General features: G+C 40.1%; 13 protein-coding genes. 6 read left to right on the forward strand and 7 right to left on the reverse strand.

Translation table 11 applies throughout. From position 1 onward, the window contains the following. Nucleotides 1–33 precede the first annotated feature (33 nt). Complete coding sequence (gene mnmA, locus K8P02_RS19335; RefSeq protein ID WP_002558650.1) at nt 34–1,101, forward strand: tRNA 2-thiouridine(34) synthase MnmA; 1,068 nt, start codon at nt 34–36, stop codon at nt 1,099–1,101. 243 nt (nt 1,102–1,344) lie between these two features. On the opposite strand, the gene K8P02_RS19340 is transcribed toward mnmA, so the two are convergent. After that, nucleotides 1,345–2,856: a GH3 auxin-responsive promoter family protein gene (locus K8P02_RS19340; protein WP_002558667.1), complete on the reverse strand. Its 1,512-nt coding sequence runs from the start codon at nt 2,854–2,856 to the stop codon at nt 1,345–1,347. A gap of 136 nt (nt 2,857–2,992) precedes the next feature. On the opposite strand from K8P02_RS19340, the gene K8P02_RS19345 reads away from it, so the two are divergent. Then, complete coding sequence (locus K8P02_RS19345; RefSeq protein ID WP_002558668.1) at nt 2,993–4,006, forward strand: ATP-dependent 6-phosphofructokinase; 1,014 nt, start codon at nt 2,993–2,995, stop codon at nt 4,004–4,006. Between the two features lie 5 nt (nt 4,007–4,011). Here the strand turns inward: K8P02_RS19345 and K8P02_RS19350 are convergent, their stop codons facing one another. Genes K8P02_RS19350 through K8P02_RS19365 form a run of 4 tightly spaced genes read right to left on the reverse strand, consistent with a single transcriptional unit; the run spans nt 4,012 to nt 7,386 of the window. Then, complete coding sequence (locus tag K8P02_RS19350) at nt 4,012–4,959, reverse strand: glycosyltransferase family 10 domain-containing protein (protein ID WP_002558669.1); 948 nt, start codon at nt 4,957–4,959, stop codon at nt 4,012–4,014. After that, nucleotides 4,956–5,867: a ribonuclease III gene (gene rnc / locus K8P02_RS19355; RefSeq protein ID WP_025866581.1), complete on the reverse strand. Its 912-nt coding sequence runs from the start codon at nt 5,865–5,867 to the stop codon at nt 4,956–4,958. Before rnc ends, K8P02_RS19350 begins: the two co-directional genes overlap by 4 nt. A gap of 4 nt (nt 5,868–5,871) precedes the next feature. Then, nucleotides 5,872–7,134, reverse strand: coding sequence for a beta-ketoacyl-ACP synthase II (gene fabF, locus K8P02_RS19360; RefSeq protein WP_002558671.1), 1,263 nt, complete (start codon nt 7,132–7,134; stop codon nt 5,872–5,874). 15 nt (nt 7,135–7,149) lie between these two features. After that, nucleotides 7,150–7,386 carry an acyl carrier protein gene (locus K8P02_RS19365; protein WP_002558672.1) on the reverse strand — a complete coding sequence of 79 codons (237 nt, stop codon included), beginning with the start codon at nt 7,384–7,386 and terminating at the stop codon, nt 7,150–7,152. A 98-nt stretch (nt 7,387–7,484) separates the two neighbouring features. On the opposite strand from K8P02_RS19365, the gene purN reads away from it, so the two are divergent. After that, the gene (gene purN, locus K8P02_RS19370) at nt 7,485–8,105 is read left to right on the forward strand and encodes a phosphoribosylglycinamide formyltransferase (protein WP_007483361.1); all 621 of its coding nucleotides are present in this window, start codon (nt 7,485–7,487) and stop codon (nt 8,103–8,105) included. 348 nt (nt 8,106–8,453) lie between these two features. On the opposite strand, the gene K8P02_RS19375 is transcribed toward purN, so the two are convergent. Together K8P02_RS19375 and pdxB are read right to left on the reverse strand one after the other, a co-directional pair. After that, nucleotides 8,454–9,482, reverse strand: coding sequence for an endonuclease/exonuclease/phosphatase family protein (locus K8P02_RS19375; RefSeq protein WP_025866582.1), 1,029 nt, complete (start codon nt 9,480–9,482; stop codon nt 8,454–8,456). A gap of 226 nt (nt 9,483–9,708) precedes the next feature. Next, the gene (pdxB, locus tag K8P02_RS19380; protein WP_025866583.1) at nt 9,709–10,761 is read right to left on the reverse strand and encodes a 4-phosphoerythronate dehydrogenase PdxB; all 1,053 of its coding nucleotides are present in this window, start codon (nt 10,759–10,761) and stop codon (nt 9,709–9,711) included. Between the two features lie 122 nt (nt 10,762–10,883). Between pdxB and K8P02_RS19385 the strand changes: the two genes are divergently transcribed. From K8P02_RS19385 to K8P02_RS19395, 3 genes are all read left to right on the forward strand, one after another. Beyond that, nucleotides 10,884–11,975: a glycosyltransferase family 4 protein gene (locus K8P02_RS19385; RefSeq protein ID WP_002558685.1), complete on the forward strand. Its 1,092-nt coding sequence runs from the start codon at nt 10,884–10,886 to the stop codon at nt 11,973–11,975. An 81-nt stretch (nt 11,976–12,056) separates the two neighbouring features. Continuing rightward, nucleotides 12,057–12,662, forward strand: a complete 606-nt coding sequence (locus K8P02_RS19390) for a DUF4254 domain-containing protein (RefSeq protein WP_002558686.1) — start codon at nt 12,057–12,059, stop codon at nt 12,660–12,662. 3 nt (nt 12,663–12,665) lie between these two features. Continuing rightward, the gene (locus K8P02_RS19395) at nt 12,666–13,703 is read left to right on the forward strand and encodes a glycosyltransferase family 9 protein (protein WP_025866584.1); all 1,038 of its coding nucleotides are present in this window, start codon (nt 12,666–12,668) and stop codon (nt 13,701–13,703) included. The last annotated feature ends 11 nt before the right edge of the window (nt 13,704–13,714 follow it).

The raw sequence follows: 13,714 nt of genomic DNA on the forward strand, positions 1-13,714 counted from the left end.
AAGATACGGGATTTTGTTTAATTTTGCGGCATGATGGATCAAAAGAAACGTGTGTTGTTGGGAATGAGCGGTGGAACCGATAGTTCGGTAGCCGCTATATTGCTACAGGAAGCCGGCTATGAAGTGACTGGGGTGACTTTTCGCTTTTATGAACTGAATGACTCGGTTGAATATCTGGAAGATGCCCGTATGTTGGCAGAACGTTTAGGTATTGAGCATATAACTTATGATGCCCGTGAAGTTTTTCGTGAACAGATTATTACTTATTTCATTGATGAGTATCTGTCAGGGCATACCCCGGTACCCTGTACGCTTTGCAACAATTATTTAAAATGGCCTTTATTAGCAAAGTTAGCCGATGAAATGGGGATTTTTTATATTGCTACCGGACATTATGTGCGAAAGATGCTCTTGGGAGAAAAATATTATATCGTTCCCGCTATTGATTCCGATAAAGACCAGTCATTCTTCTTGTGGGGGTTGAAACAGGAAATATTGCAACGCATGTTACTCCCGATGGGAGAGATGACAAAGCCTGGAGCCCGTGCCCTGGCTGCAGCACGGGGCTTTGAAAAGGCAGCGACCAAGAAAGACAGTCTGGGAGTTTGTTTTTGTCCGATGGATTATCGAAGCTTTTTAAAGCAATATCTGGGTCATAACTCTGCTCCTATAAAGGTTGAAAAAGGAAAGTTTATCGATGAAAAGGGCAATTTTATTGCTTGGCACGAAGGATATCCGTTTTATACGATCGGGCAACGTCGTGGCTTAGGGATTGATTTGAATCGTGCCGTATTTGTAAAAGAGATACATCCGGTGGAGAATACAGTGGTGTTATCTTCATTGCAAGGTCTCGCAAAAACGGAGATGTGGTTGAAAGATTGGAATATGGTGGATGAATCCCGCTTGATTGGGCCGGAAGATATTATAGTGAAGATTCGCTATCGGAAACAAGAGAATCATTGTAAAGTGCAAATCACAGAGAAAGGACTCCTGTATATACATTTGTATGAGCCTCTTACAGCCATTGCGCCTGGTCAGGCTGCTGCTTTCTATAAAGATGGCTTATTGTTAGGTGGGGGAATTATCGTAGACTCCAAATAGATGAGGCAGTTACCTTTCTAAGGCTTTTGTAAGATAAGTATGTATTGAACTTATAGAATGCCGTAACAGAATGATGGACGAGATGTGCATGTCGTACTGTCTGACATGCACATGTGGTACAGTACGACATGTGCATCTCGTGCTGTACCACATGTACATCTCGGACATTGCTCTTTACCGGGAAAAGAATTGCTTGCCGTATACAAAAATTGCGTACATCCCGGATGCACGCAATTCTATGTGTTATGCTTTATTCAGTTCCAGCATTTCTTCTATATATTCCCTCGTATTGCTTAGCCGGGGGATTTTATGCTGTCCACCTAATTTGCCTTTTTTAGCCAACCAATCATGGAATAATCCTTTGCGGGCTACAATTACTTCCAGTGGTTGCAAAGCAATGTCCTTCCAGCGTTTTGCTTCGTAATCAGAGTTCACCTCTTTGAGAGTAGTATCCAGTATAGCAGCAAAATTCTCGATGGAATCGGGCATTTTTGCAAATTCTATCAGCCATTGGTGGCGGCACTTGGCGTGCTCATCCATGAATACCGGTGCTGCGGAATAATCACTTACTTGTGCTCCTGTCATTGCACAGGCCTTTATCAATCCCTTTTCTGCATTGTCTACTATTAACTCTTCTCCAAAGGCATTGATGAAATGTTTGGTCCGTCCGGTAATAATGAATTTATAAGGATTCTTACTGGTGAATTTTACTGTGTCACCGATCATGTATCTCCATAATCCGCAGGAAGTGGAGATTATCATTGCATAATTCTTGTTCAGTTCTACTTCTTCCAGGCAACAGGTACGTGGAAATTCTTTGCCAACCTCTTCGAGAGGCATGAATTCATAGAATATTCCGTAATCAATCATCAATAGCATGGCGGGATCGGAGAGGTCATTTTGTGTCCCGAAATATCCCTCAGAGGCGTTATAAGTCTCTACGTAATGCATTTTCGGAGATTGGATGACCTGCTTGTATTGCTCACGATAAGGGTTGAAAGCTACGCCGCCATGGAAGAACACTTCCAGATTGGGCCATACTTCTTCCAATGATTGTTTCCCTGTCTTTTGAAGGATGTTTTTAATCAATACCAGCATCCATGACGGTACTCCGGAGAGATTAGTCACATTGACGGGAATTGTACTGTTGGCAATCGCCTCTATTTTGCTTTCCCATTCACTCATCAGAGCTATTTTCTTGCTGGGAACACGTATCAGGTTGATGAGAGGGCTTACATTTTGTATGAGGATGGCAGATAAATCGCCTACAAGGCTGTGGTTGGAGTTTAGATTGGGACTATGGCTTCCACCGAGAATTAATCCTTTGCCTGAAAAGAAACGGCTATCCGGATTTATCCGGAAGTAGAGGGCGGCTGCATCTTTTCCTCCGCGGTAGTGAATGTCTTGAAGGGCCTCTTTGCTTACGGGAAGAAATTTACTCTTGTCGTTGGTGGTTCCCGAAGACTTGGCAAACCAACGAATTTCCGAAGGCCAGAGCAGATTCTGTTCTCCTGCACGAAGACGTTCTACGTAGGGTTTTATCTCTTCGTAGGTCTGTACAGGTATGCGGCTTTTGAAGTCTTCGTAATTTCGGATAGATTTATAATCATACTTCTTTCCCCATTCAGTGTTAGCGGCCTGGGTTACGAGACGTGTCATGACACGGTGCTGTATTTCGCCAGCCTGACTGGCATAGAGGTCTATTTCTTTTAAACGGGAATTGAACGCCTGCTTTATAATCTTTGTGATATTCATTTCTCTTTTAAATGGGTAATGTTTAAGCCTACAAATGTAACCTTATTTATCTTTTTTTTCTATCTTTACGACGGAAATAATAGTTAAAAGTTAAAAGACGGGAGATTAGTTCCGAACTTTAGAACAAAAAACGGCGATGAGAATTGGTATTTTAACTTCGGGGGGCGATTGTCCCGGCATTAATGCTACGATTCGTGGCGTGTGTAAAACTGCCATAAACTACTATGGTATGGAAGTCGTCGGTATTCACAGTGGTTTTCAGGGTCTTCTGACTAAGGATGTGGAACTAATAACCGATAAATCCCTTTCAGGTTTACTGAATATGGGAGGTACCATTTTGGGAACTTCCCGTGAGAAACCATTCAAAAAGGGAGGGGTAGTAGCCGAGAATGTTAATAAACCGGCTTTGATTGAGCAGAATATAAAAGAGATGGGGCTTGATTGTGTGGTTTGTATCGGAGGTAATGGTACACAAAAAACTGCTGCCAAATTTGCCGCTATGGGGTTGAATATCGTTTCTGTGCCCAAAACTATTGATAATGATATCTGGGGAACGGATATTTCCTTTGGTTTTGATTCTGCAGTAAGCATCGCTACAGATGCTATTGACCGTCTGCATTCTACAGCCAGTTCACACAAACGTGTGATGGTAATTGAGGTAATGGGACATAAGGCCGGCTGGATTGCCCTGTACTCCGGGATGGCTGGTGGTGGTGATGTTATTCTTTTACCCGAAATTCCTTATAACATAAAGAATATTGGTGAGGTGATCCTGAATCGTCTGAAGAAAGGAAAGCCTTACTCTATTGTTGTGGTTGCAGAGGGCATCCAGACTGATGGACGTAAACGTGCTGCGGAGTATATTGCGCAGGAAATAGAATATGAAACGGGTATCGAAACGCGTGAAACTGTTTTAGGATATATCCAACGTGGTGGTTCGCCTACTCCTTTCGATCGTAATTTATCAACACGTATGGGGGGACATGCTACAGAGTTGATAGCCAACGGACAGTTCGGACGTATGATATCCTTAAAAGGTGATGAAATTTCATCTATTCCTTTGGAAGAGGTAGCCGGGAAATTAAAGCTGGTCACAGAAGATCATGATCTGGTGATTCAGGGACGGCATATGGGAATCTGTTTCGGATAAAATATTCACTTCGAAGAAAACCATTTCAGTGGATTGATCCGTTTACGAAATAATTTATCTCTCATCATGCGGTGCAATCTGTATTGATAAGTTTGGATATACCCGTGAGTTGGAATATATCTGCTTTCGGATAGAGGTTTTTCGAAGATATTATCGAAGAAGGTTATCAGTTGTTCTTCCCAGTTTAGATAATTCTCTTCATTAAACCAGGGAGCAGATAATAGAGAAAGGTACTCATCATCATTCTGATCCAGTCGGACAATGTGCTCTACTGCTTCTTCCAAAGAAGAATAGCTGGAGACATTGATGAAAGAAGCCGGGTTGAAATCTCGGTCAATAAGTTTATTACCCCAGTAGATAGGTACGGAGTTAACAAGCATCGGCTCCATGATTTTTTCAGTGGTATAACCGTCACACATGCTATTTTCAAATGCAATATTGAATTTGTAATCCTTGATAAAAGCAGTTTTATCGGGAACCGGACCTCCTACATTATTTTTATAGCGGCCTCCCGAATCCACTTGTTTGTATTCTGACAATAGTTGGAAAAAACGTTCTCTTTCGGGAGCTCCTTTGGCATTAGAAACTACGAAACTACAGAATTTACGGTTAAGAACCACTTCGGGAACTATCACTTTGGGAGCTGCTAATTGCTGTACACCATATGCTGTGTAAAAAGGTATACGTATATATCTGTCACCGAATGATAGGAAGTTAAAGCCAATGGCATAGTCGCAGATATTAAAATCTGGCGTGATGTTTTCACCGGAGTAGAATATTTTAGTACAATTGTGATAATCTATATTTTCATATCCAAAGACTGAAAAGAACAGATAATCAGGAGTATCACTAAGCTCAATCCGATATTTCTTAGAAATTATATTTGCTATGAAGTTGTGTTGGGGATCAAAGTTTTCCCAGAAATCAACGAATTTTACTTTTATAGTTTTCATATTGTTTCGGATAATTCATGCTCTTCGGTGAGCTCTTTCTGCGTTATACTTTCTGTTACTGTAATTACTTCTGGTTCTTGTTCTGGTATTTCTGCTATTTCTTCTTTCGTCTTCTCTTCTGCCTCTGTTACAACTGTTATTGCTTGTATTTTGGCTTCTTCTATACTTGCCATGAATTCAGGCGTCTTTATTTTTTTTAGCGCCATTTGTGCAGCATTTTGTTGGGACTCTTTTTTAGAATAACCGGTTCCGGTTCCGGCAGGTATACCCTCAATACGTACTTCTGTCTGGAATACAGGATTGCTCTCTTTGTCGAAAAATTGTTCTATAAGTTCAAAGGAGACTTCCATCTTATTTTTTTGGCTCCATTCAATCAGTTTAGATTTGAAGTTTACTTCTTTGCGTGACAGTTTGTCCAGATCAATATACGGATGTATTATTTTCTCTTCAAGAAATAACTTACAACGTTCGTATCCCTGATCAAGATAGATGGCCCCGATAAAAGCTTCAAAGGCATTGCCATACATATAACTGTTGTGAGACGAAGAGCGAGTGGAGTATTTTATGAGTTTGTCAAGGCCAATTTGTACGGCCAGTTTGTTCAGCGTTTCGCGTTGAACGATTTTTGAACGGGTGTTGGTCAGGAAACCTTCCCTTTTTCCCTCGAAGTGTTTATATACGATATCTCCTACAATGGCGTCAAGAATAGCATCGCCCAAGAATTCCAGGCGTTCATTATTTAAAGGCCGTCCTTTTTCTGAACGGAGAGAGGTTGATTTGTGTAGAAGAGCTTGTTCGTAGAGATGGATGTTGCGAGGATAGAATCCAAGTATTCTATAAAAACAAAGATAAGACTCTCTGTCCTTACAGAACAGCAGTCTTATCTTGTCTATTTGATTTCGTAGCACGGCTTTACTCTGCGTATTTCTTGAAGATAACACAGGCGTTATGACCACCAAATCCAAATGTATTGGACAAGGCAACGTTAACTTCACGTTTCTGTGCTTTGTTGAAAGTGAAATTAAGGTTATAGTCTATGTTCTCGTCATTGTCACCTTCTTCGTGGTTGATAGTCGGAGGAACGATACCATTTTTGATAGCAAGAATACTTGCAATAGATTCTACCGCACCGGCAGCACCTAATAAATGGCCTGTCATTGATTTGGTTGAACTGATGTTCAACTCAAATGCATGGTCACCAAATACTTCTTTAATAGCTTTAGCTTCCGAGATATCACCTACAGGAGTAGATGTTCCGTGTACGTTGATGTAATCAACTTCTTTCGGATCCATTTCTGCATCTTCCAGTGCGTTCAACATCACCAGTTTTGCACCTAATCCTTCCGGATGTGAAGCTGTGAGGTGATGAGCATCAGCTGACATACCTACACCGGCAACTTCTGCATAGATCTTTGCACCACGTGCTTTGGCATGCTCTAATTCTTCAAGAATAAGACAACCGCCACCTTCACCCATAACGAATCCGTCACGGCTTGCGCTGAACGGACGAGATGCACTCTCCGGAGAGTCATTGCGGGTAGACAATGCATGCATTGCATTAAAACCTCCTACACCGGCAGCAGCGATAGCAGCTTCCGAACCGCCGGATACGATTACATTCGCTTTGCCCAGACGGATCAGATTGAATGCATCAGCGATGGCATTGGTAGAAGTAGCACATGCAGAACATGTTGCATAGTTAGGACCGTGGAAACCATACATAATAGAAATCTGTCCGGCAGCAATGTCCGAAATCATCTTAGGAATGAAAAACGGATTGAACTTTGGACCATTTTCCTGACGAAGGGCGTAGTTACCTACTTCTTCTTCAAATGTACGAATACCACCGATACCTGCACCGAAAATAACGCCGATTCTATTTAAATCTTCATTTTCGACATCAAGACCAGAGTCAGCAACTGCTTCTTTGGCTACTGCTACAGCATATTGTGTATACAGGTCCATTTTGCGTGCTTCTTTACGGTCGATATATTGGGTCGCATCGAAGTTTTTTACTTCACATGCAAATTGGGTCTTGAATAGCGAAGCATCGAAATGAGTAATAGGCCCTGCTCCACTAACCCCGTTCACCAGGTTTTCCCAAAATTCGGGTACACTATTGCCAACGGGAGTAATGGCGCCGAGGCCTGTTACTACAACTCTTTTTAATTCCATATTGATGAAATCCGATTACTTAGCGTGTTCTTCGATATAAGATACAGCGTCACCTACAGTACCAATCTTTTCAGCTTGGTCATCTGGAATAGAGATACCGAATTCTTTTTCGAATTCCATGATAAGTTCTACAGTGTCAAGAGAATCAGCTCCCAGGTCATTGGTGAAGCTTGCTTCAGTTGTAACTTCTGATTCTTCAACGCCTAATTTATCAACGATAATCGCTTTCACTCTTGATGCAATTTCAGACATAACTTTAAGTTTTTAATTAATAATTAGTTTTATTTCTTTAATTTTGCGGTGCAAAGGAATAAATATTTATCGTTCTGCGCAAATATTTGATTAAATAAATGCATTCTTTTGCACATTTTTCACTGTTTTGTGCAGAGAATAGGCTGATTATGAAGAAAAACATCGCAATTTTTGCTTCCGGTTCTGGCACAAATGCCGAAAATATCATCCGGTATTTGCAGGAGAATGATTTTATTAGAGTGGCATTGGTACTTTCTAACAGGAGCGATGCGTATGTTTTAGAGCGTGCAAACCGCCTGAAAGTACCTTCTAAGGTGTTTTTGAAGGATGATTGGATTTCCGGTGAGCAGATTTTAGCTTTATTGCGTGAATATAATATTGATTTTATTGTTTTGGCCGGATTTCTGGTGCGTGTACCTGATGTACTTTTGCATGCTTATCCCGATAAAATCATAAATATACATCCTGCTTTGCTTCCGAAGTTTGGAGGAAAGGGGATGTATGGCGATCGTGTACACGAAGCAGTGGTGACCGCCGGAGAAAAAGAAAGTGGTATTACTATACATTATATAAATGAACACTATGATGAAGGCAATACTATTTTTCAGGCAAAATGCCCGGTATTGCCCGAAGATTCACCTGCCGATGTGGCAAAGAAAGTGCATTCTTTAGAATATGAATATTATCCGCAGGTAATAGAGAAACTTTTGAGTTGTTGAAAAAATATCTATTGAGGTGCTTGGCATAGTTATTTTATATACATTATTATATAATGCGAATCAGTAGTTGAAACCAGTTAAGAGTTAGTTTTATTCATTTCTGATCGGAAATGAGCAAAACTTATCACAGAGTAACACCGAGTTTAAATCTTTATTGAAACACAGATTAATGCAGATTTTCGCAAAGGGAACCAATAGATAGTAAATAACTACAGTCTTTTAATTTGCGTTCATCAGATAAATATTACTCTGTGTGACGTAGAAAATACAAAGCCATTTGACTCGTTTCTGTTTTTGAACTCAATAACCAACTACTGATTCGCATATATAATATGATTGTTGTTCTGTTTATTCCGTGAAGCGGAATGTGACCAGTAATCCTTTGTGATCGGTAGGCCATACTCCTTTAGGAAGGAGGAATTTATCTTTGGTTGTTTCCTTTACTCTTTGACTGCGCACAATAGAACTTTTAGGGCCGAATATAATTGCTTTTTCTGCTTGTAGCCCTTTCCCTTGATAAAAAATGAAGTCGATTCGTTCACGTTCATCTGCTTTCGGTGCCCAGGTTAACTTTTCGGGGGCTATTAACAGATTGTCCGAAGGATAAGTAAAGCCGGGGTGTGTAAGCGGATCAGGATAAATTTCACGATAGCTGTCAATGAATCCGGCCTCTTCAAGTAGAGTGGTTACTGTCCAGGGGATAACCATACCATTGTGGTCGTACATATCCTTGTTTGTTTCCAACCAGTCACGGTGAGAAGGTTCGTTGAAATCCCCTCCTAAAATAATGCTATATCCGTTGGCCATATCCTTATGGGCTTGGTCAATGAATAGTTTGATGGCATCATCACGTTGCGAGTCTGTATTAACTTTTAACACCTCTTCCACTGTTTGAGGTTTGGGAATTTCTTTCCAGGTAGAACCGTCATATCCACGTACATTGTAGTATGCACAATCCAGATAATCCAGATGAGCTGTGTATACGGCTACCTTGCGTCCGTTAACGGTGGCCAATAGTCTGTAAATACTACCGTGATCTCCGTTTTCGGGAAAAACAGTCAGAGAATCTGTAATGGGATGTTTGCTTAGTAGGCCGGTGTCATAGCTATAAAAAGAGTAGTAGGCTAATCCCTTTTCTCGCAAAGAAGACAGGACACGGGCACTAAAATTGCTTTTGTTATAGTTTCTGACCTCACTAAAGGTGACAAAGTCTGGTTTCAAACGGACAATTTCGTTAATGATAGCGTCGTAACCACCTGGTACAGATGTTCCTTCTTGCCAGATATTCCATTGCAAAACAGTAAATTCTCCGGCTTTCTTACTGTTTGCAGATAGAGTGCTCAGAAGAAGAAAAGCAAGTAAAAAAAGTTTTTTCATGATATTTAAATAGATTATAATTTCCGGATTTATTAAAAGTGGTGAATGCTTATTTTATTAACTATATAATGACTCTATGCTTTATTTCCTCATAACCTTACAACTTTATTAACATAATTTCTTAACTATCATTTTTATGCTAACAGAAGTACGTACTTTATACCTGTAAAAGTACGTACTTTTTGTATATAAAGTATACTAATTAACACATAGTTAAATACGTACTTTATTCCGCCATTTTAACCGATATAATATATGCCTCTTTTTCTCTTCTCAGAGGATAATCTCCCCGAAGTTGTTCAAACTGTTCAGGATGTGATTTTAATCGGTTGCTATCTTGGCACGGATCGTATATTTTTAGTAAAGCTTCCTCTAAAGTTGTAGCTTGTATCAGCCTGTTTTCTGGTTGCATAGGTGAGATGGTATAGTTGGCTTTTATACCAAAATGCCGGCAGAGAGCGTCCAATGACATCCGTGTTGCATTGGCTTTTCCATCTGCTGAATATCCTGCGATGTGAGGGGTTCCTATTATTACTTTATTCAATAACTCAAGATTAATAGCGGGTTCATTTTCCCATACATCAATGATTGCTTCAGAAATGACTCCTGTTTGCAAGGCTTCCAGTAATGCTTTTGTATCAATAACTTCTCCACGGGAAGTGTTGATAATTATGGGTTTGCGTTTGAGAGTACGGAAAAATGATTCGTTTGCCAAATGGTAGGTTTTGTATTTTCCGTCTTTGTATAGAGGGACGTGGAAAGTTATTATGTCACATTCTTGCGCTATTTGTTCTAAAGAACAAAATTCAGTATTCCCTTCTTTCTCTTTTCTGGGAAGATCATTCAGCAATATGCGCATCCCTTGTGTCTTTGCTACTTCAATTATTTTACTTCCTACATTTCCAACTCCTACAATGCCTATACACATTTCACTGAGATTCTTGTCTTTGGTGATCTTCAGCAACGAGAGTACGGATTCAATGTATTGTGCTACAGAAGCAGAATTACATCCGGGAGCATTGGTCCAGGTAATGCCAGCTGTACGACAGTATTCTGTATCAATGTGATCGAATCCGATGGTTGCAGTTGCAATGAATTTAACCTGGCTACCTTCAAGCAGTTCGCGGTTACAATGAGTTCTTGTACGGACAATTAGTGCGTCAGCATCCCGTATGAGTTCTGGTGTAAAGTCTTTTCCTGATATGTAAACAACTTCCTCCGCTATTTTTTTGATAGCCTCTTGTATATAAGGAATCTTGTCGTCTATAATAATTTTCATATCATTTTTCATTTTTGGCAAAAATACAAAAAAAATAGTATCTTTGTCGGGACTTGATAGGTAAAAAACTACTGCCTGATGGCAAAGACGACTCGCTTTAAAGCTGTAAGATAGAAATAAATATGAATATCATTCAGATTTTTGCATCTCCTGTTTGGGGAGGAGGTGAACAATATATATATGACTTGGCTGTAGCTTCTACGAGTCACAGGCATGCTGTCACCTTTTTCTCACGGAAAAGTTCTGTTATAGCTCAGAGAGTTGCAGGAATCGATGGGGAGTATTACCAGTTACCTTTCAAAGGAATTATAGATTTTTACTCGGTTATCCGGTTAAGTAAGTATTTGAAAAGCCATCCTACGGATATTATACATATCCATTGCTTTAAAGAGATGTTTACTGTTATTCTTGCCAAACGTATTTCCGGAAGTAAAGCAAAGATTGTTCTCACGAGGCATCTTATTAAAAAAGGGAAAAATAATCCTCTCTATCTTTGGGCCTATCGTCATATAAATCGTATCGTGTTCGTATCACGGCTTGGTGAACAAACTTTCTTAGGTTCAGTTCCCGGTTTCCCTAAAGAACGCAGTATCGTTGTTCACAACAGTATTCCTTCTTATATAGAACCTATAGTTAAGTCGGAAACCCTTCGTGAAAGGTTTCATATTGCTAAAGAGTGTCCGTTGATTGTTTTTGTAGGGAGAGTTGTTCCGGCGAAAGGCATACTTCAGCTGATTGCAGCATTAGGCAAACTTCATCATCTTAATTTCTTTTCAGTAATTATAGGTAAGGGACAGGATGATTTTATCGAGCGATTGAAAGCACTTGTGGCTTCAGAAGGGCTGGCTGATAAAGTTGCATTTCTGGGACATTCGGATAAAGTGCGTGCACTTATTGCAGATGCTGATATCGGAGTTGCTCCTTCTTTGTGTCAAGAGGCTTTCGGATTGACTGCGATAGAATTTATGCAGGCAGGAAAATGTATTGTAACGACGGATAATGGGGCACAAGTGGAATTTATTAAGCATGGAAGTAATGGCTGGTTAGTGGCACCAGGTGATGTTGATGCTTTGTCTCAGGCGTTGTCAACGCTGATTTCGGATTCTGAAACACGTAATCGTTTGGGGGATCAGGCTAAAAAATATTTTCAGGAAGAATTGACTTATGATAAGTTCTATGAAGCTATAATGCGCGTTTATAGTATGGATGTATAATTAAAAGTAAGAAAGGATTGTTCGTCTGAGAAAAATTCTTTAGCTTTGTCTTATTGTACATTCATTAAAATGATTATAACTATGACATTTAGTAACCTTTGTAATGACATTTTTGGGAAATCGACCGGCGATTATCATATTACAGATAGTGTGGATGCTCCGATGAATAACCCATATGAGTTGAAAACGATTGAATATTATTTGTATTTAAAGAACTGGATTGATGCTGTGCAATGGCATTTTGAAGATATAATCCGTGATCCTCAGATTGACCCGGTAGAAGCATTGAAGTTGAAACGCAGAATTGATAAGTCCAACCAGGATCGTACGGATTTGGTGGAATTGATTGACAGTTATTTCTTTGATAAATATAAAGATGTTGTTTCTCTGCCAAACGCTACGATTAATACGGAAAGTCCTGCTTGGGCCGTTGACCGTCTCTCCATCCTTGCTTTGAAAATCTATCATATGCAGCAGGAAGTAGACCGCACGGATACAACGAAAGAACACCATGACCAATGTCTTGCTAAACTTTCTATTCTGTTGGAACAACAGAAAGATCTGTCAACGGCTATTGACCAATTGTTGACTGATATTGAGGCCGGCAGAAAATACATGAAGGTATATAAGCAGATGAAGATGTATAATGATCCGGCTTTGAATCCGGTGCTTTATGCTAAAAAATAAACGATGGCCCGTATCCTTATCATTCGTTTCTCAGCACTTGGTGATGTTGCCATGACTATTCCGGTAGTCTATTCGTTGGCAGCCCAGTACCCTCAGCATGAAATTACTGTGTTGAGCCGCGGGGTACTACAGCCTCTTTTTCAAGGTTTACCAGACAATGTACATTTTATAAGTGCAGATCTTACCGGTAAACATAAAGGACTTTGGGGATTGAATATACTTTATTCGGAGTTGAAGAAACTTCATTTCGATTATGTGGCTGATTTTCATAATGTGCTGCGTACAAAATATATCCGTTTAAGGTTTAGAATGTCCGGAGTTCCGGTAGCATTTATTGATAAGGGCCGAAAAGGGAAAAAGAAGTTAGTACGGCGTCATAACAAGGTATTGGAAAATCAGAAAAGCTCTTTCAGGCACTATGCAGATGTATTGGAGGAGTTAGGCTTTCCGGTTTTGTTGAATTTTACTTCTGTCTATGGCGAAGGAAAAGGAGATTTTTCTTTAATAGAACCTGTAACCGGAGAAAAAGAGAAAGGGATAAAGTGGATAGGTATTGCTCCCTTTGCCAAGCATGAAGGGAAAATATATCCTATAGAATTGCAAGAGAAAGTGGTCGCCCATTTTGCTCAACGTCCGGATGTTAAAGTTTTCCTGTTTGGTGGAGGCATGGACGAACAGAATGTTTTTGATTCATGGATGTCAAAGTACCCATCTGTGACGTCTATGATCGGTAAATTAAATATGAATACGGAACTGAATCTGATGAGCCATCTGGATGTGATGCTCTCTATGGATTCGGCTAATATGCATTTGGCTTCATTGGTAAATACTCCGGTGGTTTCCGTTTGGGGAGCAACTCATCCTTACGCTGGTTTTATGGGCTGGAAACAGTTGCCAATCAATACAGTACAGCTTGATTTATCTTGCCGTCCTTGTTCGGTATATGGGCAGAAACCCTGTTTTCGCGGGGATTATGCTTGTATGAGAAATATTAAACCAGAGCAGATAATAAGTAAAGTGGAAGGTCTGTTGATTGATTAACCGGAAAAGTA

Source organism: Bacteroides nordii (assembly GCF_019930665.1).
Taxonomy (GTDB): domain Bacteria; phylum Bacteroidota; class Bacteroidia; order Bacteroidales; family Bacteroidaceae; genus Bacteroides; species Bacteroides nordii.